The following is a 25,017-nucleotide window of genomic DNA, read 5'->3' on the forward strand; positions in this document are numbered from 1 at the left end:
CAAACATGGCTGTGAGCTGGGCGAATGCTTGCGGAGATGCGGAGTGCCACTGACCGGTCATCTCCGCAAAGCAGGGTTCATCTCCGCAAGATCCTGCGGAGATGCGGAGATTGATGTTCCCTGATGGTCTGATCTCCGCAGAGTGTTTCCGCTGGTGGTGGGGGGTTGGTGCGGCGTTGCGGCGTTGCGGAGATGGTTCAGCGGGTTTCAGCCCTGGTGGTGGTCGACCCAGAACACGGCCCGGTCGCCTCGGTCGTTGCGTCCGGCCCGGATCACGTGGTCCCCGCGCCACCGCCCGGCTTGGCCGGTGAGGAGTCGGCCGAGTTGCAGGGGGTTGGGTAGCCGCCCGTTGTGGGTGGTGATGAACTGCCCGTCCCACGGGTCGTTGACGTCGCTGCCGAGGTGCATGGGTTCGGCGTCGCGGCGTAGGTCGGCGGCGGTCATCGGCCGGTCGGCGTGCCGGTCGTGCCAGGTGGTGAGGAACGCGCGCCAGCGGGTTTCGTCTTCGTCGATGTCTCGGATCTCGGCGGCGTTGGCGAGGAATCCGCCGATGCCGTGGTGGTGGAGGAACCCGCCGAGTGCCTGCGCCCACGGCGTGAACTGCCGCATCGACACCCCGGTCACCTTCGGCGCGCCGTGCCGGGTCCAGTCGAGGACCAGCACGAGCAGATGCCACAACACGGTCAGTTGGTTCGCCGGATCGGTGATCCACTGGTCGAGGCCGGGGATACCGAATCCGGACTGGTCGCGCAGTTCCGGGCGGGGCATGTTCGGGTCGAGGTGCACGCGGACGGTGCGGGAGGCCATGTCGCCGCCGACTTGCAGGTTGTTGCCGGTGGCCATCCACAGGCGGTCGTTGACGGTGGCGATGTTGCGCGACGCGCCCAACTGCCGGTCGGACCACACGCCGTTGGTGACGAGTTGGGCGAGCACGGCGGAGTCGATGACGGTTCCTTCGGCGAGGTTGTCCCAGATGACCACGCCGACCTGTTCGGCGAACACGGCCGTGATGGACTTCCGTAGTTCCTCGTCGGAGTAGGCCCAGTTCATGACTCGCTGCCCGTAGAGCATCCCGGGTCCGGCGGTGAGGATGGTCTTTCCCGAGCTGGGCATGGTGGCGTCGATGAGGGCGAACGGGGTCAGGGAGCGGGTGAAGTGCCGCAGGATCGGCGTGGCCAGCAACGCCACATAGTTGGCCCGGTCAGCAGCGGACGCCCATGGGAAGTCCCGCAGGAATCGCCCGAGCAGGAACGTTCGCGCGTCGGCCACCTGCTCCGGGGTCGGTTGGTCGGGCACCGGGGGCAGCGCCACCTTCGACGCGAGGTACAGGCCGGTGGTGGGGTCGTAGCCGGGGGTCTGCAACAGGGTGCCGTCGCGGCGCAGCACCGGCGCGCCGATGATCCCCCGTAGCGGCGGCACCCCGGGCCAGGTCTTCCCGGCCAGCACGGACGACAGGGTGTCGCGGGGTGGGGTGACTTCCTCCTCGCACACCTCCGGGTCGCCGCTGTCACCCTTGCGGGTCTTGAGGCGGAAGACGTAGGCGTGTTCGGCCAGTAACCCGGCCAGCCCGGCGGGGGTGACCGTGCTCGCGCTGACCGGTAGCGGTGAGTCCTCGTCGGCGGCCGGGGCGAGGCCACCGGACACGGCTTCCATGTGGACCAGGTGGCCGGCGGATACGTAGGTGTCGGGTAGTAGGCCGTCGACCAGGGCGGCTTTGAGGGTGCGGATGGTTTCCGGGCCGGAGCCGACTTGCAGCCGAGAGCTGGTCATGCGGCTACTCCGTTCTGTGCGGGTCGCGCAGCTGCGGCGAGCACGTTGGCGCGCCATCGCAGGGCGTAGGTGATGCAGTTGGCGCAGTTGCGGTGTCGGGTGTGGTGGCCGGGTAGTGGTGGCCGGCGGCGGGCATCGACAGACCAGGCCAGGGAGTCCGCCGAGGTGAGTAGGTGGCCATGTTCGGCCAGGCCAAGGGTTTTGAACCCGAATCCATGTAGCCGGCGTACGCCTCGTGTGTGTAGTGCGCGCAGGATGTGCCCGGCATGGCGGGTGCCTTGGCGGCGGCAGACCGAGCCGAGTCCGACCAGCGGCGCGGCGGTGAGGTCGAGGCGGATCATCGACCAGTACAGGTCGACGCAGCGCAGGTAGTCGTCGGCTTCCCAGCCCTGCACGACCGGAATGATGGGTAGGTCCGGTGCGAGGTCTCGCAGCTGCGCGTAGTTCGCCACGGTGCGCCGCTGATGCTCGGCCACCGACAGGTGGGTCCCGGCGAACCGTTGCCCACCGGCGGTGCCGCCGTTGATGACGATCGGTTCGCACATCCAGTCCTGCGGAGCGGCCCACAGCATCCGGCCGGTCTCGTCCCGGTAGCGGCGCAACCGCGCCACGTACTCGACCGGGCCGACGGTCCACCGGCCGTACTTCTGCAACTCGGTGAACCCGCCGGAGTCACACGCCCACGACGCAGCTGCGCGCGGCAACGTCTTATAGACCCGCAACCGCCGGTCCGACACGAACAACGGCACACCGGCCCGACCCAGCCAACCGGGCTGATGGGTGCCAAGCATGAACACCGGCGCGCTCATGCCGCCTCCCCGAGGTCGGCCAGGCGGCGGGGCTGGCGTGCGCCGACGCGCAGCCCGGACGCGATGGTCCGCGCTATCTCCCGCTCGGTCAGGGGCCGACGTCCGGGCAGCGACCGTGCGGCGGGTTCCAGCACCGCGTACACGTCGGCGTCGGTCAGGGCACCCCCGGCCACCAACTGACCGAGCGCCACTGCCGAGGTGAACAGGGCGTGGTTACGGGCACCCTCACCGGCGGCGGTGAGGTGGTCGACCTGACGGCGGATCGCCGCAGCCACGTATCGGCCGTGCCGGTCCGGGGACAGCGCGACCGTAGCCGGGCGGGCCGCCGGACGGGCCGGGGGCGCGGTCAGGGTGGCGATCCAGGCGGGCAGCGGTGCGGGGTCGCAGTCCAACGCCACCTGGTAGGGGCGGCCCGCCACCGTCGATCCTGCGGCGACGACGTAGCCGCCGTGGGCGCGGGTGTCGACCTTCCAGCCCAACCCGCGTCCCCGGTCGCTGGTGGTGTTGCGCAGCACCGGCCCGCCGTCCGGGTGGAGGTAGTACAGGTGGCTGCCGCCGCTGGGCGTCAGCACCGTGTACGTCACCTCGATACCGGCCCGAGGTGGAGCGTCCTCGCCGAACCCGCCGTACGGGTCGGTGGGGGTGCCGTGTCGGGCGGCGAGGGTCGAGAACACGTCCAACCCGTCGCACGCACCCTGCCACTCGGCCGGGGGCGTGTCGTCGGGGTGCTTGGGCACGTCGAGGTCGACCACGACCAACCCGGACGGACCGCACGCGATCCCCACGCCGTAGGGGCGGGTCGACCAGGCACGGCGGATGCGGGTCGGGTCGGTGGTGGCGCGTTCCTCCCACCCGACGTGCCGCCCGGCGGCCCGGCAGCGCGGGTCGCTGCGGTCGCAGCGTTCGGCGGTGCACCGGTTCGGGAACGCGGGCCGCTTCGCCCCGTCCGGGTCGCTGGCGTCGGGTCGGTCGGGGCGTAGCGGAAAGACGTGCCACCCCCGCGCCGCGTAGGCAAGAGCACAGGTCAGCAGATCGGCAGAGGGCACGACGAAACCTCTCCTTCCGTTCAGGTGAATGTCGGCGGCGGCGCATCGGTGGCCGGGCCGGGGCGGACGCCGGGCCACCGGGTGGTGAGCGCGCGGAGCGCGCCGGTATCGGTTCTCAGGCGGGCTGCTCGTTGGCGACGGACAGCAGTTCGTCGGCGTGGCAGGGGCTGTCGGGCGGGCACCAGCACGCGAGGTCCCGCCCCGCCAGGTCCCGGCGGGCGGCGGCGCGCAGGTCGGGGCGGGTGGTGAGCCACTGTCGGTACCGCTCGACGGCGGCGGCCCGTGCGGTGGGTGTGGGGTTGTCGGCGGTGAAGGGGTTGCCGTAGCGGCCGGGCCGCCCGACGTAGACCGCGTTGGAGGGCATTCGCCACCCGGCGGAGCGGCGGCGTTGGATGCGCCGTGGAAGAGTCATCAGGCAGCCTTTCGGGGACGGGGCCGACCAGCGATCGCGGCGCGGGTGACCGCCTGCCGCAGGTCACCGAGCAGCCCGACCAACTGACGGCGGGCCGCCACCTCCGCCGGGGCCAGGGCCACACGGACGCGGACCTCGGCGTGGTCGCGTCCAGCGGCGGTCCGCACCCGCACCAGCACGGCCCGCGCCCGTCCGGCGATGTCGACCACGATTTCGTCGGAGCGGTGTTCGCCGAGGTTGCAGCGGTGGTCCCGGCCGCACCAGTCGGTGTGACCGGCGGCCCGGCGGGTCACCGGCCGACTCGGCGGACGCGGCGGAGGTAGTTGACCGTCCGGCGTCCGATGCGCAGCCGCAGTCCGGTCCCGGTGCAGCGGCGGCAGTCGGGCCGTCCGTGGAGTGCGCGGGGGTGGGTGATGCGGCGGCGGAGTCGGTCCCAGAGGCGGGGTGGGGCGGTGCCGGTGCCCTTGCAGCGGTGACAGGCAGTGAACGGCCGGATGTAGCAGGCGGCGGCGTAACCGACAGCAACGAGTAGGGCAATTCCGGCGAACCAGACTAAGGACATTCCGGGCATGTTTGTGCTGGTAGCGGCCACGATGAGGGTCACTTGAGGCTCCAAACAGGGGGTAACCGGCGGTAGGCGGCAGGGGCCGCTACCGCTACCGGCGAGGGTCGGTGCTGGTGGGGCGGGTAGCGGCCCGGGTAGCGCTGCCGCTACCCCTGCTGGGTCCGCTACCCGCCCGCGCTACCGGCGGTCAGCCGCCGTCGCCGTCGCGCTGCTGCGCGGCGGTGGTGATGTCCGCGAGGTACGCACCCTTGCGGGTCGCCCCACTGGATTTCACGTTGCGTGACTCGACACCCTTCGCGCGCACCAGCGCGGACAACGCCTCCGGGGTCACCGCGGAGTACGCCTCCGGGAACCGGTCGGCCAGGCGACCGGCGAGGGTGTCCCAGTGCTGACCCCGCTCGGACGGCACCCACACCGCCCGCAAGTCGTCCAGCACATCGCGGGCGGTCGGCACGTCGGCCGGACCGGTGACACCGCCACGCAACGCCACCCCGCGCTGGCAGACCTTCTCCACGGCGGCGCGGTCGAGATAGGCGGCGCGCACGGCGGTCATCGGCCCGTACCCGACCCGCACACCCCATCCGGCGTCCACGCCGATCTCGAACTGCGTCGGCCGGGCACCTTGGCGGTAGGCGCCGGTGCCCAACGCGAGGTCCGTTTCGACATGGGAGGGCACGGCGAGGCACGTGCGGTTGGCGATGTTGGACGTGACGCCCTTGGGCAGCGACTCCTTGTCGATGCGCTGCGTCATCAACACCAGGTGGATACCCAGCGCCCGGCCACGCTTGATGATGCTGGTCATCGCTGCCGCACTCGGCTTGCCGATCTCCGGGTCGGTGATGAGTTCCTGAACCTCATCGATCGCGGCCACGATCGGCCGCAACCGGGCGTCCTTCGCGGCGATGGCCCGGTTCAGCTTGTTCTCCGTGTTCAAGCCTTGGGTGGCGTAGTGCTTGATGCGCGGCCCGCGCACGTCGCACTCCTTGAGCAGCCACATCAACATCCGGTACGCGTTGGCCTTGGTGCCCTCGTCCGCCCCCGACCCAAACAAGTCCGGCGGGCACAGCGGTTCGAACGCGTCGAAGTCACCGCGCCCAGCCAGGTCGAACACCGCGAACTGCACCAGCGGGTCCAGCGCCATCCCGGCCATGACCACCCGCGCGGACAGCGACTTACCCGACCCGGGGAACCCGGCGAACAGGCTGTTGCGCTCATCCATCCGGTAGTCCACCGGCCGCATACGCGGGTCGAACCCGTACACGAAGGGCTTGAAGTAGTCCGTCTGCCCACCGCGCAGCAACGGCCACGGCGGTTGCTTCATGGCCGACACCGGCCGGTCGGCCACCCACAGCGCCAGTCGGGACGGGTGCTCACGGGGCATGACCTCCGGCCACACCTGATCCATGGGCAACCGCAGCCCACCGGCGAGCTTGTCGCGTTCCTCCACCACGTCCACCGCGATCACCCCGTCCGGGAGGTCCACGATGGCCAGGTAACCCGGCCCGTCGCGGCGGATCTCCCCCACCCCGGCGGGAAACACGATGTCCTCGGGCCGCTTGACTAGGCCGGTGGCCATGATGCCCTTGCGGGTCAGTTCCGCCGTGAGCTTGCGGTAGACCGGCCGGACCACCGTGCGGGCCAGGATCGGCCGGTCGATCGGGCGTCCGTGCCGGGCCAACCCGACCAGCCCGGCCGCGAGAACGGGCACCTTCACCCACCAGGGCGTGATGTCGGAGGCGAGGACCAGGCCGCCGGTGCCGGTGGCCAGGGTGCCTGCGCCGGTGACCCACCACCGCCACGACGCTTGCCGCATCCGGTGCCGGTCCAGGTCAAGCCACGTCTTCGGATCGTTGCGGTTCGCGGCGTCCTGCCGCAGATGCCAGTTCCCCGTCTCGGCACTGGTCCACCCGAGGACCTGACCGACCAGGCGGGCCGCACCCTTGGGCGCGTACCAGGCGACCTTGCCCGCGTACACCGGCGACAACGCCAGGTGGGTGCCGACGTGGTAGCCAGCCGCACCCACGGCGCGGCGCAGCATGTCGCGCCGCTGCGCGGGGTCGGTCAGCCACAACGGCAGCACCGGGCCGCCGCGCCGGTCGAGCAGCTCGCCGAGGTCCGGGCGACGGTCGGGCGGGTCGACCACCTCACCGACCAACACCGGTTCCGGGGCAACCGTCTCCGCGTCAGCCGCATCGGCGGCCGACAAGCCCTGCGCGGCGGCGGCCCGGTCCGCCCGCCGCTGCGCCAGATCCACGATGCGGGCCGCCTTCTCATCCGGCGGCCCGGCAGGGTTGATGGGTTCGCTGGTCATGATGAGGGTTCCTCCACCGGTCGGGGATGGTCTCAGGGGGGTGGCAGCGCGGCGCGGGTGGGTAGCCGGCGCGCCGCGCTGCCGGTTGCAGGGTCAGAACCGGATGTGCAGACCACCGGTGACCACGTCGGCCTGCTGGCCCACCCGGGCGTTACCGGACCGCACGTTCTCCGTCCGAACCGGCCCGGTCTCGGCGGTGGTGGTGTCTGCGGACTTGCTGGTGTCGCGTCGACCGTGAACCTGACCGGCCTGAACGGCCACACGGTCAGTGCCGGACGCCACGTTGCGCTTGCTGCCCATCAGGACGCGCTCCCTCCCGGCCCACCAGGCGGTCTGGCGGCCACCACCGCCACCGGGTAATGAGCCGGTGGCGGCGGAAGCGGTCAGACGTAGCGGGAGGGGGTTAGCGGCTGTCGCGGGGCGCGGCCCGGCCGTTGAGCTGCTGCCGGGCGCGGTGCACTTCGGGGCTGTTGCGCAGGGCTTGCCGTTGCTGTTCGGCGGCGGCCCGGTCGGTGGCCTTGCCCGTGGCGGCGGCGGTCGCTTCCGCGTCCTGCCACTGCTGGTAGGCGGCAGTGAACCGGCGCGCGCTCACCGGTTGGCCTGCCGGTCGGCGTTGGCCCGGTTGCGGTCGTCGGCCTGCCGCTGCGCCTCGGCCATCTGCGCCAACCGCTGCTCGCGGTTGCGGGTCACGCGTCGGTCGTGCTGCTCGCGGTACTGCGGGTCGGAGATGTGCATACTGGTGGTCCTCCAAGACCCTTCGGGTTGCGGGGATGGACCGGCGGCACAGCACTGGTTCCTAGGCCAATGAGGCTGTGCCGCCGGGCTGAAACGGTGGTGCCGGTGGTCGTCAGCGGCTCTTGCGCTGCGAGAGCAGCCCGAACCGGATGCGCTCGTCCTCGTCGAGCACGGTCGGGGTGCGACCGGCGGCCCGCTCGTCGCGGACCTGCCGGTCGAGGTGCTTGGGGTCGACCTTGATCTCCCGGGACCGGCCGTTGGCGTCTTCGCTGAACAGGTACGTGCGGCCCACGTTCGGGCTCCCTTCCAGGCGCGGCGGTCAGCGGGTCTGACCGCTCCCACACGGGCACCCACCACGGCGGGTGTGGGGGTGCCCGATGGGAGTGGTCAGGCGGCGCAGAACAGGGCGGCGATGAACAGGAAGCCGGTGTGCCAGGACTGGTCCAGGGCGTACATGCCGCCACCTCGGGTCAGCCAGTGCGGGTCCTTGCCGAGCAGTTCGGCGAGGCGACGCAGCGGGGTGCGGCGGTCGGCGATGTAGTGCGACACCGCCGAGACGGTCAGCCCGACGCCGACGCCCCACGGGTCGAGGCGTAGGCCGGTGGCGAGGATCAGGGTGGCCAGGGCGATGACGGCGGTGAGGAAGTAGGTGGCGACGTGGGCGGTGCAGGCGAGGCGGCCCGGCCATCCGGGCTCGCTCTTGCAGTCGGCCTGCCGCTGCGTCTGCACCCAGTGATCGGCCACCTGATGCGCGGCGTAGAGAGCGGCGAACACTGCGGCGAACGCGATAGCGCCCGTGCCGGTCGGATCTGCGAACATGAGGGTTCTCTCCCAGGGTCCGTGAGGGCTGAACGGGGATGAGGACCGGCGGCACAGCACTGGTTTCTGAGGCCGTAGGGGCTGTGCCGCCGGGCGGGGCTACTTCGTGCGGGGCTTGCGCACCTCGAAGGTGTCCGACGAGCCCTGCCGCAGCTTCTGCCGCTTCGCGTCAGCGGCGTGGCGGGCCTGCTCGGCGGTACCCGGCTCGCTCACCGATCGGGTCTTACCGGTGTGTCCGGATCGGCGGAACGCCTGGAAGTCGTTGTCGCTGCTCACTGGTGAGTCCTCTCGCGGGGTTCGGGGTTAGCTCTGGTCGGCCTTGTGTTGCTGGCCTTGGGAGGCCAACCGCCGCTTGATCGCGGCGTCGGTGAACATCTGCGGGTTGGCCTTCTGCGCACGTCGGCTCAGGTCGGCCATCTGCCGGTCGCTGATCGTGTTCGGGACGCTGGTCTTCCTGGCCATGTCAGTGGTCCTCGCGGACCAGGTGGGCCAGGGCGGCGCCCATGCCGAGAACGGCGACCGGCAGGCACGCCACGGCGGTGGTGATCCACCACGGGGCCGAGGTGACACCGGCCGCTTCCAGCAGGTGGTAGGCCACCTGCCCGAGTGCGCCGACCAGGAGTGCGGCGATGGCGGACCACTTGGCGAACCGCAGCGCGCGGGGTGGGACGCGGCCGGACAGCCACACGTAGAGGGCGTACGCGCCGTACGTCTCCACACCGATGGGAAGGGTGATGGCGGAGTTGATGGAGAAGCTGTCCCAGATGCCCGGCAGGGGGTGAACCACCCCGAACCCGGTGAGTTCACCGAGCCCGACCCACCCGGACCAGATGGCCACGAACGCGGGCATCGCCAGCAGCACCACCGGCCACACCACGGCGCGACGGGCGGGCCGGGGCGTGATGTTGGTGCCCGGGTCTACGACGGGTACGGGCTGCGCCTCCACCGGCGGCGCGATGGTGTCGACGGGCGGCGGCGAGTGCACCACCGGGACGGCGTCGGCTGCGTCGGTCGGGGTGGACTCGACCGGGACCGCCGGGTCCGCCGGGGGTGGGGTGAGTTCGGGGGTGGGGTCGGTGTCGGGCGTCGGGGGCGTGTCGGGGGTGCGGGTCAGTTCGGCCAGGATGGCGTCGGCCTTCGGTCCGCCGACCCGCAGTTCCTTCTTGATGCGGTTGCGGGACGGGACCTCACCGAGCCGGTCGGCCAGGTCCCGCGCGGCGGGTACCAGTTCATCCACCGGCTTGGGGTAAGCCGACAGGGTGGGGGCAGTCATCAAAGTGACCTCCGGTCAGTGGTTGAGGATGTCGGCGAGCAGATCGCGGTGGGCCGGGAACACCTGGCCGCTGTGCATCTCGGCCAGGTAGCGGGTCAGTTGGGCGTAGTCGTTGGCGGGCAGCCACCGGGCGCGGCGAGCGTCGTCCTGACCGGTCACGGCGGGCAGCGTGTAGTGGCCGCCGCCGAGGTCGATGCGAACCGGGGTGGTGACCATCCACGCCTCATCCGAAGCGCGGGGGTCAGGCACGTAGCGGGCTGGCAAAGTGGTGTAGCGCTCGCTGGTCGGGCCGAGCGTCAGCCCGGTTTCCTCGGCCAGCTCCCGGAACGCCGCATCGGTGGGGTTCTCGCCCGGGTCGACATGGCCGCCGGGCAGTGCCCAACCGTGGTCGTCGTCGCGCTCGATCAGCAGTAGCCACCGGCCACCCCCCCCCCGGACCTACCACCGTGACGATTGCGTCGGCGCACTGCTGCTCGCCCCAGTGGCCGAGTTCGTTGCGGCCGTGCCGGATACCGGTCGGCGCGTACGGATTGACCGGCCGACCATCCACCAGCGGGAACTGGATCGCGGCGGCGGCGCGGCGGGTCGTCCAGTCGATGTCGGCCGGGTTCATCCTCGGATCGGCCCACGACGCATTGGCGGCGACACCGGCCAGCACGGACGGGTGCGTGAACGTACGGCCGGTCATCCCTCCACCGCCAGCGTGGAGAGCCGGTCGACGGTAGCCGGGGCGAGAACCGGCCCGGTGGTGTTTTCCTTGGCGTAGGCGTAGATCTCCCACCCGTGCCAGGTCGGGTAGGCGTACATCGTCCGGTAGTGGCGGCCGTCGTCGGTGGTGCCGGTGCGCTCGGCGGTCAGCATGTTCGGGTCGGTGAGTCCGGCCAGGTGCAGCCAGGACCGCAGGGCGGCGATGCTGTCGAAGTCGAAGGCCAGCGACACGCCATCGGTGTGGGTGTGGATGTGCTTCGGGTCGGCCAGCAACAGCAGCTCGGCCAGCACGGCGCGGCGACTCTTACGGGTGCTCACGGGGCTACTCCTTCGGGATAGGCGCAGTCGACGCACTCACCGAGTGAGCGCGGAATGCAGTAGGGCCGGATCTCGCCGCAGACGCGGCAGGTGCGGCGGGCGGTCAGGGCGGCGGTGATGGCGCGCATCTGGGCGGGGGTGGCGGTGCGCTTCGGCCGGGCCAGGTCCACCCGGTACAGGTAGGCGGTCCGGACGCCGCCGACGCCGCGCCAGAGGATCTGTGCGGCCACCGGCTGACCAGCGGGCCGCAGTCCGGCGGCGCGGAGTTGACGGCGGGTGGCGTAGCCGGGCGGGGCTCCCTTCCACCAGTAGGTGGGGATTCCGTGGCGGGTTCCGTCCGGGTCGTGGAAGGCGGCGCGAATGCGGGACATCAGGCAGCGCGATCCGGGCCGGTGGTGCGGGTCGCCACCTCGGCGGCAGCGCGGGTCACGCGGGACTCGGCCCGGCGCAGCCTGCGCCAGTCCAAGGCGGTCGGACCGCCGTGATCCTCGGCGTAGATGAGCGTGATCTCCGCGTCGAGGATGTCCAGCTCAGCGGCGATCAGCGGCCACTCGGTGTCGATCGCGGCCAAGTCGGCGGCGGTCGGCCCGGCGGTGGCGTTGCGGTCGGTGATCACTGGGTTCGGTTCCTTTCAGAACGGCGAGAACGCACCGCCGGGCACGCCCGGCAGTGACGCTCATCGGCAACCAGCGGAGCGAGCCGCTTGCACCGCACGCAGGTCTTCCAGGTGGCATTGCTCTTGGTGGAAATTCGAACGGCAGCAAAGACGCTCACGGCCATGACGGCTCACCTCCACAGGGGGGAATCAGGTCGAAGAACAGCCGGAGCACGGCCAACGCGTGGCCGTACTCCGGGGCGATCAACAGGGCGTGCCTCGCTGGCACGCCGGGCGACCCTCGGTAGGGCAAGCAAGGGGCCAAACCCCTAAAAGCGGACAAGTCTTGCGGTCGGACACGTCAACAGCCGACGCTCGCCTGCCATCCCTAGATCGCACGCATCGGGACCAATCGGAAAGACGAATCTCCCTGCGTCCCGGACCTCTGTGAAGTTCTCAATGGCACAAGTGCGCTGGTGGCTCGTGGGCGCGCAGCGCTGCGAAGCACTGCCTTCCCCGGGGCCAACCGGGCGGCGTAGCTGATTTCAGCGCTAAAATTAGCGCTGAAGTTGCGCGATGTCAACGAAGGGCAGGGACTAGGATCAGCGGATCAGGCAGTCAGACAGGGAGGCGTCGGGTGGACGATTGGCAGGCCGTGGCCAGTGCGATCAACAACCGGATGGCCGAGTTGCCGATCACTCAGCAGGAGTTGGCCGAACGTTCCAAAGTGTCTGTAGCGACACTGCGTGAGCTGCAATATGCAACCGCGACCCGCAAGCGGTCCGCTCGTACGCTCGCCGCGATCTCTCAGGCACTCGCTTGGCCAGACGACTACCTTCGTTCTGTGCTGACCGGGGCCACGCCGCCGAGCGGTGCAGGCAGCGCTGGCCAAGCGGACAGTTCTTCGTTGGTGCTCGCGCGGCTGGATCAACTCCACGCCGAGGTTCGGCGGCTCGCGGATGCCGTGGAGCGGATCGCGGTCGATGTCGGTCATGGGGACAAGGACACCAGTTCCGGACGCGCATCCGAACGCCGTTCACCAGCCGGGTAAGCACCGTCCACTAGGCATCGACTAGGCGTGGGGGTCCGGCAGTCGATGCCTACGCCAGCGGAGGAAGGGCCATCGTGCCAGGTCGCGCCAAAGACGCCACTCCGAACCACGCGCTCTACAACCTTCGTGATGCTGCGGGTGAGACTCAACAGGACGTGGCAGAAGGGCTGAACCGTCGCGGTGCGGAGCGCGGGAAGCGGCTGGCCATAACCGCCAATCAGATAAGCAGATGGGAGCGGGGAATCACGTTCCCATCTGCGCTCTACCGGCAACTCCTCGCCGAGCACTTCGGCGTGTCCGTGCAGGATCTTGGCCTAACCCGGCAACGCGTCACTCCGCAGCAACGCGACAGTCCCGAGAGCGACGACTCTGGAGGTTTCGCGATCTACCAGGATGCCGAGTCTCACCCACACGTAGAGGCCAGCCAGGAAGAGTGGCGGGCCATCCGGCGGAAGCTGAACATCCACCGGGTGCAGCTCGCCCGGGAAGCGGCGCGCCTTTACGACGTGCAGCACCGAGTAGGCGACAGCGGCCTGATCGCACCAGCCGAGTGGTTGCCGTCGACCCCCATCGAGCTGAGGCAGTTCGACATCGGTGTCGCGCCGGAGGGGACCGCACCTGTCGTCAACGGGACTGAGGATGCGTCGGCCTGCGTACGACCGCTGGCGTCGGACGGGCGCCGACACCAGCGCTACAGCCTCGCGTTGCGGGATGTCGAACAGCCCCGACTCCTTGAGAATCGGCTCGCCTGGCACCTCGCGGGAGTCGACTGGAGCCAGCCCGACCAGGCTCTGACCTTCACCACGGGCACATACTTCGGTGGCGTTGACGTCTCAGAAGCGCTGGCGCACGAGATGGCTATGTACCACGTGGCTGGCGACGGGAGCGGCATCCTGCCAGCATCCTGGCGGAACCTCGGTTTCCGTCGGCTCGTCGGCGACCCGTTCACGCCCGCTCACCGACCCACCGCGCCGTCAACCGACACGCTCACCCTGCGGGTCGACGACGACGGGGTGTCCTTCGTGCTGCACAACCGCGCGGCCGGCAACGTGGCCGTGGCCGGGGGGATGCTGCACATCATGCCGGCAGGAGTCTTCCAGCCATCGAGCGTCCTACCTGCCGCTCAGTCGGCCGACTTCGACCTGTGGCGCAACATGATGCGGGAGTACAGCGAGGAGTTCCTAGGCAACGCCGAGCATGGCGGCGAGGGCGAGCCGGCGGACTACACCGCCGAACCGCTGGCGGCCTTCGATCGGGCCTACGCGGCCGGCGGGGTGCGAGTCTTCTGCCTGGGGGTGGCGCTCGACGCTCTCACCCTGTGGGGCGAGATCCTGACCGTCGCCGTGTTTGACGGCCCCACCTATGACCAGCTGTTCGCCAACATGGTCAGCGCCAACGTCGAGGGGACCGTGGTGACAACCGGGCGGGTACGGCCGACCTCGGCGCTCCCGTTCACCCGGCACACCATTGACGAACTGACCGCCAGCGGCCGGCTGGCTCCGGCAGCGGCCGGATGTATCCAGCTCGCGTGGGAACACCGTCGCACGATTCTGGAAAGAGGCTGAGGTGCACGTACTGGTAACCGGCGGCCTGGGATTCCTCGGCCACGCTGTCGCCCGTGAGTTGATCACCACTGGACACCGGGTCACCGTCATGACCCGTGGCCGCCGCGACCGCACCCTGCTAGCTGGGATCGAGATGGTTAAGGGAGACATTCGGGACCGCTCCCGGGTCGCTGAAATCGTGCAGCAGGGCGGGTACGAGGGGGTGGTGCACCTCGCCGCACTAACCAGCGGTCGAGACTCGTTTGCTGATCCTTTAAGATATTTCGATGTCAATGCGGGCGGCACCCTGAATCTACTTCTGGCACTCCAATCAGTAGGGAGCGCCGCAGCGTCGATCGCCTTGGTCTTTGCCTCCACCAACATCGTGTATGGCTCACAGCGCTACGGCACGCTCTCAGAAGACCTTGACCTGCACCCCGAGAGTCCGTACGCGGCATCGAAGGTTGCAGCCGAACACATGGTTGCGGCTTATGCTGCCACTGGAGCAATCGGGGCGGTGACGATCCGTCCCTTCAACATCGCCGGAGCAGTCGACGGAGTCACTGACACCGATCGCTCGCGGATTATCCCGAACATTTTCCGAGCGATCAGTGGGCAAATGAACCACATCACTATCAACGGTAACGGATCGGCAGTACGGGACTTTGTTCATGTGGCCGATGTAGCCACAGCTATCCGTCTTTCGTTTTCCGCCTGTACCCCGGGTACCTGCCAGACCATCAACCTTGGTTCAGGCGTTGGTACGAGCATGGCTGCTGTAGTGGCCAACGCCGAGCAGGTCACCAATCACCACGTCACCGTTCACCGGCAACCACCCAAACCAGAGCCGCCGCAACTAGTAGCAGACATCAGCCGTGCCAGCGCCATCCTCGGCTGGACACCCACAAGGTCCAATTTGGGCACAATCTTGACGGACGCGTGGGAGGCGTGGCCGCGTGGCTAGGCGATTGGCGTTTACCGAAAAGTGCGCTATCGCGTAAGGTCGCTGCATGGTTAGCACGGAGTGCGGTTGGTGCGGCCGATTCGCGCACATGCAGGAGTGGAGCTCCGGGGGGACGTTTCGGTGGGAAGAAATGCCGAGTGCTGGCGGCCCAGACCGCCATGTGCTTACGGCCATGGGCGCGTTCACCTGTGCCGCTTGCCGCCGGATCACGCTCGCTCACCTCACCCTTCGGCATCCGCCTTACGAGTACGAGGAAGGGCTGTCGGGCCGGGAAGTCTATGAGTTGCTCGGCTTGCATAACGATCAACTGCACTGGATGCCGGCCTATGCTGCCGGAAAGAGATTTCCGGATGTGCCAGAAACACTCGCTGATACGGCTGGAGAGGCCCATCGGGCGATGCAGACAAAGTGCTATCGCGCTGCCGTGCTGCTTGCCCGGTCGGTGATCGAGGCGACGGCAAAGGAGAAGCAGATTGCAGCCGGTAGCCTCAATGCCAAGATTGACGCAATGGCCGATAGTGGCCTGATTCGACGGCATATTCAGGAGGCCGCGCATGAGATTCGACACCTCGGCAACGAAATGGCCCACGGGGACTTCACTATTCCCGTGGCCGTCGAAGACGCAGAATTGGTCCTTACGCTGATGGACGAGGTGCTGCTGGAGGTATTTCAGTCACCAGCGAGGGTCGCCTACGCAAAGGCGAAAAGGCTTGCCCGGATAGAGCCTGCACCGGAAACCAGTGGTAATGGCGGAGTTCACGAGTAGTCCAGCCCGGGCGGCGGTGCTGGTCGCGACAATCCCAAAGGTCAAGTTCTCTTTGCTAGGCGGTCCCTCGGCGATGGGGCGCCTCGCCGGTGCAAACGGTTCGCCGGCTTAGGGTTCGCTCAATGGAGAATCCGCATCAGTGCTCGTGCCAGCAAGCCATCGTCGCGATCGTCGTTCCAGGTGACAACTTCAATTCCTTGGGCGAGTTCAGGATTTGAGGCGTTGTGCTGGCGCACTTCATCAGAGAGGGGGGCGTTCGTGACTAGCAGGCAGGCGTTATCTTCGCTGATTCGATCGAGTTGGCTCTTGGCGGACATAACCTCGCTAGTTCCGAGAGCTCCGCTGAGACGGTGCTTCACCTCGACTATCGCCTTGCGGCCGTCGTCCGAAACATAAACGATGTCTGGCTCGCCCTCTTTATTGCTCACAATTGCATTGCCGGGCAATCTTCGAAGAATCGCCTCTCGTAAGCGGGCGACATAGATTTCAGCGGGGGATTCGAGCGAGGCTTCAGTAAAGAGTGACTGCTGCTCTAGCTGTGTTTGTGAGGTCGATCCTTCTTGTTGCTGTTCGAGCTGAACCTGTCGGTTCAGAGCTACATCTAGAACCTCGCTTGTCGCGTTCGCGCCTCTCAGGAATGCTGCCGCCAAGCGCCGAAGTCTCACACCGTCCTGACGGCGCAGACCGAGCTTAAAAACGGCCATCCAGTGGGCTTCTTGCCGATTAACTACACGCTCAAAAACAAGAAAGTCTACCTGCCGTGGCAGGTTGCGTGCCGCGACCGGTGCCTGTGCGAGCCTCCATGCGAACTCGGCAAACGCCTCCGCGTAGTCGGGTGGCTTCGGATAGAAGGCTCCCACAGCATCTACTCGGATCTGGGCCGGCGCTTCTGCTGCTGCAAGTAGGCCCGCGACGTATCGGTCGACAGACTCAGAGAAGCGGCGGGCCTGGTGTGAAGGAACGATTCCCTCGGAAAGGCTATCCACGACAAGCGAGGAGAATTGCTCCTTGCTAAGGGTGAAGCCCAGGCCAGCTATTGTTACCGCGTTGAGAGTAAAGACGCTAGCCGCTTCCGAGATGAGCCATCGTATTGCTGTCGAATCGTCGTCCTCAAGGCGGGGCGTCCATCGCCTGCTGAGGCGGCGCATCAAATCGAGGGTCTGCTTAACGGCTACGAATGGTTTGAGGAACCAGATTTCACTTCGAAGAAACCAGAACGCTCGTTCTAGCTCGGGGTCGCGCTTGCAGATAACTTGAACTTGCTTTGTGGTCTCCGCGGCGGCGATCCCGTGCGATCCCAGTCCGTCAAGTTCAGCTACAGCATCCTTCTCTCGCCGCTCGAAGTCGGCAAGTGATTGAGTGGTGATCCCTAGACTTCGGCCTAGACTTCTTACGCGGTCAGACGGTGTGATGGCGGTAGTTAGTTCTCCAGAGTCGGCTTCGACAACCTGCCTAAGCCCGGACAGCCAAATGAGCCGGTCGAGCGGCTTGGCATTCCTGCTGGTTCCCGTCTTTACCTCGCCGATATGCTTCGTTCGTGCGAGTTGCGGGTTGAAATCGAATGCCATCAGGTCGAGGTCGGTGATTAGCAGTGGATCTGGATGATAATGCCTTTCTAGATTGATGCCTCGACGTGCGAAGTACCCCTCCCAAAACCAGAGTTGCGCAACGCGGGCCTCCATCTCGTGGCCACGTTCTGCGCTGTTCTGGCTGCGCCCCTCAGCCTTAGAAGCCGAACGGGCTGTCGAGCCTCGCTGCACGCTGCGCCTCCTCTCTCAGGCTAAGGATCGCTGCCTTCGTCACTTCCGCTGCGGCGGCATCATCAGGAATTGTCGCCCGGTCGCCTTCGGGGGTTATGAAGGTTCCAGGCGTATGACGTAGTTTTACCCCAACCGGTCCGGTTGGCGGTGCGTTGCCTAGGTGGGCAGTTAGCCAGTCGAGGCTGCCTTCTACCACCTCCCTTTTAATCAACTTGAGGACGCCGCGCCCGTTCCCTAGCTCCTCAACACGCACGATGCCGTAGGCTTCAACTAGGTGATAGTCCGTGGCGATGTTAGTTGCAGGACCCACTTCGCCTCGATTCAGGAGAGCTCGCAGTAAAGCAACCGGGTTTTGGATTCTGCCGCCACCGAGCTGAGCTTGGTCTTGACCAAAGAGTATGTGCGCGAGAAAGAGCTTGCGGAAGTGAAGTGCTTCAGTGGTCGATCTTAGATCGTCTTCCGTCTGCGAGAGCGGCGAGAAGACATAAGTCTTGTTGCGCCCGCCGCCAGCGCTCGATTTGACTGTGGCTGCCTGGATCAGGCCGACCTTCCGTGCACTGGTCAGCACGCTTGAAGTGGCTCCGAGTTGATCCAACAGGACACCGGGCTGGTTAGAAGCCTGTTCGCAGATTCCGAGAAGGACGTCCCGCTCATTGGGAGGGAGGTTCCGTAAAAACTCCGCGATCTTGACCTGCCCCGTTCCCCAGACGTGGGGATTGAAAATCACGCCCTCGCGGAGCTCTGACGACGGAACCACCTTGTTAATCCCGATTGCACGAGCAAGGCGAAGCCCCGCAGCTGCTGCCGCATCTCCCAGTCCTCGCCTGGTCACCTGCTCTAGATGTTGTGATTCAGTTAGGGGAGCCCAGGCGGCGATCTCGACACTGTGAAGCACTGCAAGTTCGGGGTCGCTCGGGTTGAGCAGGTGGAGAACCCTAAAGGTCTGCTCGATAACGCTGCTGGTAACGCCGACGTACTCGTCTACGTGCGCGAGATCGCCACTCGCGTCTACAACGTAGTCCAGCACGTCAGCCCTTTTTAGCGTTGGAAGAATATTGATCATAAGGTCACGCTCGCTCAATCCTCCCTGGCGAGCGTACTGCCGTGCGAGTGGCCCGCTGACCTGACTGCCGAACCCTTGGAGCTTCGCTGCGAAGTCCATCGACTGTCCGGCGAGTAGGAGGGTTGCGATGTCAGCCCGGACGACAGGCTCAGTAATCGTCGGCGCTTGTCCGAGGATGAAGAGCACTGCTCGGCCGAGCCGACGGCGAGTCGCGTCGTCCTGCATAGAAGCCAGCATCAAGGAGGGCCTCCAAGCCACCTGAGGGATGAGAGTCTGCCCATCCACTGAGAGACCCTCACGGCATACTGCCACCCTGAGGTCACTCTGGGCACACCCACATGGCCTCCTCCTCTGGGTCTGCCGTGTCGCATACGTGTCTTCGTACGGGGCATCGATCGTGTCTTGCCTGCTTGGACGCTTGGTCAGGGATGGACTGTAAATCCGTCGCGAAAGCTTCAGAGGTTCGAATCCTCTACCCGCCACCAGGTGCGAGATCAGCCCCTGACCTGGGAATCCTGGGTCAGGGGCTGATCTCGTTGAGTCTCACTCAGTCCAGCAAGATCCGGCCGTCTACAGCTCCCAGTGGGCAGATAGTGGGCGGGTCGGTCTTGGTCCTGGCGGTCGACGGCGGGGCCTGGGCGCGGGCTTCCGGGGGGCGGGCGGGTTGGTCCTGGGCGGCTACGGACGGCGTACGGGCGCGGGGCGGGTCGATGGTGGGGCGCGGCGGTACGGGCCGTCATCGGGACGCTCGGGGGCAAGTCAGTCCCGTTCTTGGCCTGGCACGGCAGTCGGAAGCCCAGACCTCGACGACGGCCAGCCGCGCCGGCTTCCGTACCGCCTGGCGTCGGGGCACCGGGCGGCAAATGAGAGGACTCCCCGCTGTTCCCTCATTCACGGTTTGTTCCGTGTCTGACTCTCCCGAGCCGCCTGAAGACTGGCGCTACGACGAGCTGCGGCGGCTGGGCGATGCCGAGCGCCGGATGACCACTGAGCTGGCGGACACGCGGGACGCGATCGCCCGACTCGTTACGCAACTCCTGCCGTCGCACGCGTCTGCCTCGAAGATCGAGTCCGTCGTACGGGCAAGCGGCTACAGCCGGTGGATGGTCGACAGGATGCGCGAGGGCAAGCTCTGGCTGCGGTGACGTCCAGGAGGTGAGGCCCGATGCCGGTCAGCACTCAGGGCGGGCGCGGCTGTCCGGCGGCTCACCGCCGGGCGGTCGACCGCGCCCGCGCCGCGCAGCGCGCGGCGCTCTTGACACCGCCTCCCTCCCCGTCGTCGAGCTGGACTCACCCGCCGTGGTCCGCCGCGTCCTCGACAGCCACTGCGTACGCCTCGACGGCAAACCCGCTGTTGCCTCCACCGTCCAGCGCAAGCGCGCGACCTTCTACAACGCCCTCGGGTACGCCGTCGAGCTGGAGCTGATCGACTCCAACCCTGTCGACCGCGTCCAGTGGACCGCCCCCGAGGTCGCGCAGTCCATCGACCGCCGGGTGGTGGCAAGTCCCGCCCAGGTCGCCGCGCTGCTTGAGGCGGTGAAATCTCTGGGCAAACGCGCCAACAAGGTCACCGCCTTCTTCGGCTGCCTCTACTACGCGGGTATGCGCCCCTCCGAGGCCGCCGACCTCCGGCGCGACGACTGCGACCTCTCCGGCCGCTGCCTCGACTGCGGCAACGACTTCGACGACCTGGCGGCCGTCAAGCCCTCCCGATCCTGCGATCACCACAAGATCGAATACCGCTGGGGCCGCCTGGTCCTCGCCGGTACCTCCCCGCGCGCCGGCTCCCACTGAACTGATGACGGCGGCTCCCACGAGCGGCGCGGACTCAAGCACCGGGGGAGAGCCGAGACTCGTACGGTCCCGATCCCGCCCCGCCTCGTCGAGCTGCTCTGCGCTCACGTCGAGAATCAGAGCGTTGGTCCGGATGGTCGCTTCTTCCGAGGTCTGCATGGCGGCCCCCCTCCGAGTCGGTCTATGACCGCTGGTGGAAGCTCGCCCGAGACAAGGCCCTGACCGAAACCCAGGCCGCCTCGCCGCTGGCCCGCCGCCCGTACGACCTCCGCCACGCCGCAGCCTCGCTCTGGCTCAATGCCGGCGTCCCACCCACCGAGGTAGCCCGACGCCTGGGCCACGGCGTCGCCGTCCTGCTCCGCTTCTACGCCAACTGCATCGACGGCGGCGACGACACGATGAACGACAAGGTCGGCGATGCGCTCCGATGATTGGGCTCCTTGCTTCGATGCCGACCTGAACACCTATTGTCCCAATGCGCCGCTTTATCCAACTGGCGGCGCAAGGCGGATTGTCGTAACGTTGTGCGTCCTTCGTGTGGCGTTCCGCGATTATGGGTGGATTCCAAATGCCTGGTCTGAGTGACGGCTTCGAGCATTATCTTGTTCCGGACGCTGAGGCGGTCAAGTTCACCATCACCAAAGGGCTCGTCGTGCTCGACAGCAATGTTCTGCTCGAACTATACCGATTCGCGGCGCCAGCGAGGAACGATCTCTTTGATGTGCTTGAGCGGATTGGTGAACGGCTTTGGATTCCGCACCAAGTCCGCCTCGAATTCCACAGGAATCGGCTCAGTGTCATGTCGAATCAAGAGGAGAGTTACCAGGAAGTATTAAAGACGATTGACGAGGTGCGCCAGTCTCAGTCTGCCGTGGTTTCAAGGATTAGGGAGTTGGCTAAGCGAGTTCTCCTTCCTACTGAGGCGCGCGATGAGTTGCTGCAACTGGTCTCGCGAGGGCTGGATGACGCTGAGCGGGTAATGACAGAACTGCGCTCGGCGCACGGTTCGTCGAGCGGCTTTGCTCAGGATCCGATTCTTGAAAGGCTGCAACGTCTCTTTTCTGGCCGTGTTGGCGAGCCACTGGAGCCAGGAGAGTTGGACGCTGTCCGCGAAGAAGCCGTGCGGCGAGTCGAAGCGCAGGAACCTCCGGGTTATAAAGATGGCGGAAAGAGCGATCCCGCTGGCGATTATCTTGTCTGGTATCAAACCTTACAAGAGGCGGCGATGCGTAAGCTGCCTCTGCTCTTCGTGACGAGAGACGCGAAGGAAGACTGGTTTCTCCGCATGAAAGGGCAGACGATCTGCGGTCACCCTAGCTTGATTGCTGAAGCGCGGGAGGTGGCGGGGGTGCCTGCGATCATCATGCAGACCCAATCGTTGCTACATCATGCACGGTCCTTTCTTGAAACGGATGTCAGCGAGGAGACTATTCGCCAGGCCGAAGATTCTGCCGTTCAGGCGTCGAGGGCTGCCACCCGGGCAATCTTTGTCCAAGCGCCGTTGTTAGAAACTATGGCCGAACTAGCGTCTCGCCAGACTGATGATCTCCGTTCGGAAAGCGAGCGCTTGCAGGGGGCGATCGATATGTTCGTGTACGAGTTGGAGGGTCGATATAGGGAGGGTAAGGGTAGGGAGTCGCGCCAGCGGCGTCTTGAGGATCTGCGTGCGCAGGCCGAGGAGGTGGCGGTAGAGCTAGCGGATCTTCAAGCAGCATTGGTTGTTTTGAAGTCAAATAGTCATTCAATAATGAACGACTCGGTTCGTCTGAGCTGGCGCGGGCGGCCTTCTCGAACCCGCATGCTGTCGCTTGCAAAGTCGGCTAAGCGTCAAGTTGAGATGCTTCAAGACTGGTCCCTGGGGCTGGCTAGTGCCGTCACTCGCGGAGTGGTCGAAGCGAGCGGTGGGGCTGTATCCGTCGGGTCCTGGGTTGTTCATAGCGAGCACGGCAGGGCAAGAGTGGCCGATATCCGGCAACCAGGCGATGAGGGCGATGAAGCGCAGGTCGAACTGCTCCTCCCCGATGGGACCACAGCGTGGGTAAAGTGCGGCGAGCTGCGTGCTGATGGATACTCCGGTCCCGAGACATCGGAGTGACGGAGCGGAAGCGAGACCAGGTCCCACGCGGCGCTGGCCGAGTTGCCGGGGGGTGCGAGGAGCGGATGTGGGCGTATGGTGGGCGCTTAACGTGCTGGAGCGATCTGCTGAGTGGATTGCCGCAGGTTATGGCCTGCATCGGCTCTAGATTCCGGATGCCCTGTAAATCGTCGCGAAAGCTGCAGAGCTCGTCGAATCCTCTACCCGCCACCAGGTGCGAGAACGGCCCCTGACCATCAGAGATGTTGATCAGGGGCCGTTCTTGTTAGTCCCACTGGTTCTCACTCAAGGGCGGTGCGTCTCACCGGTCGTGCCGCATACGTGTCGTCATGATCGCCTGTCCTGCCCGTCCAGTTCTACGTCTGGCTGGGATGCGTGCCATCTTCGGCCTTCCTCGGAGCGGGGGGACGGTGGGACGAGACCTCGGACTGCTCCACCGGAACGGTCTGCACGTCGCCAGAGGGTTCCGGGCTCCCGGCAGAGTCGGTGATTTGTATCCGACAGATCGCGGGACGCGCTCCGGTGCCCCTCACCCGCTTCACGAAGTCGCGTAGGTTTACTTTGCTGAAGCTCGGAAGCCCTAGTGGTACTGGTCGGTCCTTCTGCACGCCGATCGCATAAACGACCACTTCGGGAGCCTTCTCGGCTATAGGTACGAAGGCTGGGTCGATGCCCTGCACAGCTCGGAGAAAGTTGTCGCGGTACACGGAGTCGCCGCGCAGGCTTAGCGCGGAAACGAGACCTTGGGAGAACAGGTGGCTGAGGGTCTGGCTTTTCTTGTAGTTCTTCACGTGGATTAAGAATCCGTCGCGATGAAGTACATCGCATGCTTCGATTTCGTCACCATCTTCTGACCGTATTTTGACTTTATCGAGGATGATGGTGGTATTCGAGTGAGCGTCCTGAAAGTCATCGTTGTACGCGCCCTCTGCTTTCCCTCCCTCCCATACGGGCGGTTTGAGGACATCTGTCAGGTCATCGACTCTGCTTAGGTCGTCATCGAGCTTGTGCGTGTACGCCTCGTTTAGAGCGAACCATCGACCGAGTGTGAGGATGAAGCGCCGCTCCTCGTTACCCGACTCAAATATCAGCCAGTGGCGCAGCGTCATATGTGGGCTCTTGGCTTCACCTTCATTGTCGAACGCCATCAACTTGATGTTGTCAAGCGATCGAGCCGTTAGCCTGCCTTTAAGCTCGTTGAGTGCGTCACGCACACCCGCGATGGAGGGCTCTGATAGAAGCGTCGATCGTTCTCCGCGGTACAGACGGATTTCGTCTATCTCGTCTGTCGTCAGTGCATCGGGGAAAGAGAACTCCAGCAGGTGGTCCTGCAGACTGCTCAACTCATCGTCGAACTCAGCAAAGCCATGCACCCCGGCGAAGAGTGCTTGTGCTAGGTGGCGATCAAGCTGGGCTGTCTGCTCGCTCTTGACTCGAAGTGGTTCTAGAGAGTCAACGAACTTTAGTCCCTCGGTGGCCGTGCCAGCCTCAATCTCGGCAAGCATCCGACTAAGTGTTCCTTGGATCTTCTCAAGGTCGGTGCGGGCTCGGAATGATATGGCGTCGGTTGCGGCCACCGCGTCAACGTCGGCGAACTCGGCTCCGTTGCTCTCGTCTAGTGTTCCAACCAGGCGTCGAACAAATTCGCCTTCTAGTGCTCCAACGTCAAGGTCTTTCAGGTCACCTCCGAGCGGTAGTTGCACGGCTTGGGCGCGATTTGACGCACCTACCCTTCTGCTGCGGAACTCGCGGAGCGATTTAGGGCTCATGCGTCGTGCTGCGAAACGGAGGCCGAAGTTTGCCTCGATTGCGCTCCACTCCAAGGCTGAGCTTCCGTAGCCGAAGCACACGGCGAACCATCGATTTTGTACTGGAAGGAAGATTACGAATCGATTCGATAGGTTCTGTGCCTGGGAAAGCGCAGGGAAGATTGGCGAGAGGGCTCTAGCCCACGGGGGAACCTTTTGTTTCGGGGTGCTGAAGTAGCCAACTGTTCCCGGTGGCGCTCCGCCCGCTGGTTGAATGGGCAACATACCTGTTTTGCCGCCTGGGCGGTACGGGGCGCGTAGGGCGGCCTCGATCGTTGGCAGACCTTGGCGCAACAGATAGCAGTTGAAGCGGAGTTTGGGAGGGGCGGCGGCCGGCGTGGCTTCTGACTTCATGTATACGTCGTACCACGGTAAGTGATCGTGGCGGAACGAGTGGTTTGGTGGATAGAGGTGACTCCAGGGACCTAGGGCGAGTCCTCACGTCCCCGCCTGATCGCCCCTTTGGCTCCCTTGGTTGCCACTTTCGGCCGAGACGCCTCGCCGGGCGTAGGCAGGCAAACACAGTTCAGCCTTGTCCTGCCTCCGCCCGGCATCACCCAACGCCGACCCTCGCCGGGTAAACTTTCTAAGCGAGGAGGGCGGCGGCAGGTGTCAGAATCCCGTCATTGCACCTGCGCCAAAGCGGCCTCAATCCTTCTCCGCGCGGCTCCCTCCTGGCTGTAGACGCATTTCGCGTAGACCCGTATGAGGACGTGCACGCTGTCCCAGTCGCGACCCACGGCCACCGTTGAGCCGGTTAGACGTAACACGCCCCACCTTCCCAAGCCGGGCGGGCCGCTCGTACTCGTCT

At 66.1% G+C, this 25,017-nt stretch carries 27 protein-coding genes and 1 pseudogene; 7 read left to right on the top strand and 21 right to left on the bottom strand.

What is annotated here, in order from left to right; all coding sequences use genetic code 11:
• Positions 1 to 207: 207 nt before the first annotated feature.
• The 18 genes and pseudogenes from ACFYTT_RS16905 to ACFYTT_RS16990 form a co-directional block, all read right to left on the bottom strand.
• Complete coding sequence (locus ACFYTT_RS16905; RefSeq protein ID WP_387260171.1) at positions 208 to 1,770, bottom strand: hypothetical protein; 1,563 nt, start codon at positions 1,768 to 1,770, stop codon at positions 208 to 210.
• Complete coding sequence (locus tag ACFYTT_RS16910; RefSeq protein WP_387260174.1) at positions 1,767 to 2,579, bottom strand: hypothetical protein; 813 nt, start codon at positions 2,577 to 2,579, stop codon at positions 1,767 to 1,769. Before ACFYTT_RS16910 ends, ACFYTT_RS16905 begins: the two co-directional genes overlap by 4 nt.
• A complete protein-coding gene (locus tag ACFYTT_RS16915) occupies positions 2,576 to 3,625 on the bottom strand; it encodes a bifunctional DNA primase/polymerase (protein WP_387260177.1) in 1,050 nt (349 codons plus the stop codon). The genes ACFYTT_RS16910 and ACFYTT_RS16915 overlap by 4 nt, the downstream gene beginning before the upstream one ends.
• Before the next feature lie 115 nt (positions 3,626 to 3,740).
• On the bottom strand, positions 3,741 to 4,037 hold the full coding sequence (locus ACFYTT_RS16920) for a DUF4326 domain-containing protein (protein WP_387260179.1): 297 nt from the start codon (positions 4,035 to 4,037) through the stop codon (positions 3,741 to 3,743).
• A complete protein-coding gene (locus tag ACFYTT_RS16925; RefSeq protein ID WP_387260182.1) occupies positions 4,037 to 4,330 on the bottom strand; it encodes a hypothetical protein in 294 nt (97 codons plus the stop codon). Before ACFYTT_RS16925 ends, ACFYTT_RS16920 begins: the two co-directional genes overlap by 1 nt.
• 459 nt (positions 4,331 to 4,789) lie before the next feature.
• Positions 4,790 to 6,913 carry an FtsK/SpoIIIE domain-containing protein gene (locus tag ACFYTT_RS16930; protein ID WP_387260184.1) on the bottom strand — a complete coding sequence of 708 codons (2,124 nt, stop codon included), beginning with the start codon at positions 6,911 to 6,913 and terminating at the stop codon, positions 4,790 to 4,792.
• Positions 6,914 to 7,006: 93 nt separating this feature from the next.
• Positions 7,007 to 7,213, bottom strand: a complete 207-nt coding sequence (locus ACFYTT_RS16935; protein ID WP_387260187.1) for a hypothetical protein — start codon at positions 7,211 to 7,213, stop codon at positions 7,007 to 7,009.
• Positions 7,214 to 7,316: 103 nt separating this feature from the next.
• Complete coding sequence (locus ACFYTT_RS16940; protein WP_387260190.1) at positions 7,317 to 7,505, bottom strand: hypothetical protein; 189 nt, start codon at positions 7,503 to 7,505, stop codon at positions 7,317 to 7,319.
• A complete protein-coding gene (locus ACFYTT_RS16945) occupies positions 7,502 to 7,648 on the bottom strand; it encodes a hypothetical protein (protein WP_387260193.1) in 147 nt (48 codons plus the stop codon). The genes ACFYTT_RS16940 and ACFYTT_RS16945 overlap by 4 nt, the downstream gene beginning before the upstream one ends.
• Positions 7,649 to 7,760: 112 nt before the next feature.
• Complete coding sequence (locus ACFYTT_RS16950; protein WP_387260196.1) at positions 7,761 to 7,940, bottom strand: hypothetical protein; 180 nt, start codon at positions 7,938 to 7,940, stop codon at positions 7,761 to 7,763.
• Between the two features lie 95 nt (positions 7,941 to 8,035).
• A complete protein-coding gene (locus ACFYTT_RS16955; RefSeq protein WP_387260199.1) occupies positions 8,036 to 8,467 on the bottom strand; it encodes a DUF3307 domain-containing protein in 432 nt (143 codons plus the stop codon).
• Positions 8,468 to 8,566: 99 nt separating this feature from the next.
• The gene (locus tag ACFYTT_RS16960; protein ID WP_387260202.1) at positions 8,567 to 8,743 is read right to left on the bottom strand and encodes a hypothetical protein; all 177 of its coding nucleotides are present in this window, start codon (positions 8,741 to 8,743) and stop codon (positions 8,567 to 8,569) included.
• Between the two features lie 27 nt (positions 8,744 to 8,770).
• A complete protein-coding gene (locus ACFYTT_RS16965; RefSeq protein WP_387260205.1) occupies positions 8,771 to 8,929 on the bottom strand; it encodes a hypothetical protein in 159 nt (52 codons plus the stop codon).
• Between the two features lies 1 nt (position 8,930).
• Positions 8,931 to 9,740: an ABC transporter permease gene (locus ACFYTT_RS16970; protein WP_387260208.1), complete on the bottom strand. Its 810-nt coding sequence runs from the start codon at positions 9,738 to 9,740 to the stop codon at positions 8,931 to 8,933.
• A 15-nt stretch (positions 9,741 to 9,755) separates the two neighbouring features.
• Positions 9,756 to 10,428: pseudogene (locus tag ACFYTT_RS16975) on the bottom strand (NUDIX domain-containing protein).
• A complete protein-coding gene (locus ACFYTT_RS16980; protein ID WP_387260462.1) occupies positions 10,425 to 10,736 on the bottom strand; it encodes a hypothetical protein in 312 nt (103 codons plus the stop codon). Before ACFYTT_RS16980 ends, ACFYTT_RS16975 begins: the two are co-directional and overlap by 4 nt.
• 26 nt (positions 10,737 to 10,762) lie before the next feature.
• Positions 10,763 to 11,137, bottom strand: coding sequence for an RRQRL motif-containing zinc-binding protein (locus tag ACFYTT_RS16985; protein WP_387260211.1), 375 nt, complete (start codon positions 11,135 to 11,137; stop codon positions 10,763 to 10,765).
• On the bottom strand, positions 11,137 to 11,382 hold the full coding sequence (locus ACFYTT_RS16990; protein WP_387260213.1) for a DUF6284 family protein: 246 nt from the start codon (positions 11,380 to 11,382) through the stop codon (positions 11,137 to 11,139). The genes ACFYTT_RS16985 and ACFYTT_RS16990 overlap by 1 nt, the downstream gene beginning before the upstream one ends.
• 616 nt (positions 11,383 to 11,998) lie before the next feature.
• On the opposite strand from ACFYTT_RS16990, the gene ACFYTT_RS16995 reads away from it, so the two are divergent.
• From ACFYTT_RS16995 to ACFYTT_RS17010, 4 genes are all read left to right on the top strand, one after another.
• Positions 11,999 to 12,412 (top strand): helix-turn-helix domain-containing protein, encoded by a 414-nt coding sequence (locus ACFYTT_RS16995; protein ID WP_387260215.1) that lies wholly within the window; start codon positions 11,999 to 12,001, stop codon positions 12,410 to 12,412.
• Between the two features lie 74 nt (positions 12,413 to 12,486).
• Complete coding sequence (locus tag ACFYTT_RS17000) at positions 12,487 to 13,977, top strand: helix-turn-helix domain-containing protein (protein WP_387260217.1); 1,491 nt, start codon at positions 12,487 to 12,489, stop codon at positions 13,975 to 13,977.
• A gap of 1 nt (position 13,978) precedes the next feature.
• Positions 13,979 to 14,920: an NAD-dependent epimerase/dehydratase family protein gene (locus ACFYTT_RS17005; RefSeq protein ID WP_387260220.1), complete on the top strand. Its 942-nt coding sequence runs from the start codon at positions 13,979 to 13,981 to the stop codon at positions 14,918 to 14,920.
• Between the two features lie 172 nt (positions 14,921 to 15,092).
• A complete protein-coding gene (locus tag ACFYTT_RS17010; RefSeq protein WP_387260222.1) occupies positions 15,093 to 15,686 on the top strand; it encodes a DUF4145 domain-containing protein in 594 nt (197 codons plus the stop codon).
• 119 nt (positions 15,687 to 15,805) lie between these two features.
• Here the strand turns inward: ACFYTT_RS17010 and ACFYTT_RS17015 are convergent, their stop codons facing one another.
• Complete coding sequence (locus tag ACFYTT_RS17015; protein WP_387260225.1) at positions 15,806 to 17,446, bottom strand: hypothetical protein; 1,641 nt, start codon at positions 17,444 to 17,446, stop codon at positions 15,806 to 15,808.
• Positions 17,412 to 18,734: a hypothetical protein gene (locus tag ACFYTT_RS17020; RefSeq protein ID WP_387260227.1), complete on the bottom strand. Its 1,323-nt coding sequence runs from the start codon at positions 18,732 to 18,734 to the stop codon at positions 17,412 to 17,414. Before ACFYTT_RS17020 ends, ACFYTT_RS17015 begins: the two co-directional genes overlap by 35 nt.
• 680 nt (positions 18,735 to 19,414) lie before the next feature.
• On the opposite strand from ACFYTT_RS17020, the gene ACFYTT_RS17025 reads away from it, so the two are divergent.
• From ACFYTT_RS17025 to ACFYTT_RS17035, 3 genes are all read left to right on the top strand, one after another.
• The gene (locus tag ACFYTT_RS17025) at positions 19,415 to 19,654 is read left to right on the top strand and encodes a hypothetical protein (protein ID WP_387260229.1); all 240 of its coding nucleotides are present in this window, start codon (positions 19,415 to 19,417) and stop codon (positions 19,652 to 19,654) included.
• Between the two features lie 154 nt (positions 19,655 to 19,808).
• Positions 19,809 to 20,303 (top strand): hypothetical protein, encoded by a 495-nt coding sequence (locus ACFYTT_RS17030; RefSeq protein WP_387260232.1) that lies wholly within the window; start codon positions 19,809 to 19,811, stop codon positions 20,301 to 20,303.
• A 568-nt stretch (positions 20,304 to 20,871) separates the two neighbouring features.
• On the top strand, positions 20,872 to 22,398 hold the full coding sequence (locus ACFYTT_RS17035; RefSeq protein ID WP_387260234.1) for a PIN-like domain-containing protein: 1,527 nt from the start codon (positions 20,872 to 20,874) through the stop codon (positions 22,396 to 22,398).
• A gap of 356 nt (positions 22,399 to 22,754) precedes the next feature.
• Here ACFYTT_RS17035 and ACFYTT_RS17040 read toward each other — a convergent pair whose 3' ends face one another.
• Positions 22,755 to 24,560, bottom strand: coding sequence for a DUF6119 family protein (locus tag ACFYTT_RS17040; RefSeq protein WP_387260236.1), 1,806 nt, complete (start codon positions 24,558 to 24,560; stop codon positions 22,755 to 22,757).
• Positions 24,561 to 25,017 lie beyond the last annotated feature (457 nt).

This window comes from Micromonospora sp. NPDC003816 (genome assembly GCF_042874705.1).
In the GTDB taxonomy this organism is placed as follows: Bacteria; Actinomycetota; Actinomycetes; order Mycobacteriales; family Micromonosporaceae; genus Micromonospora.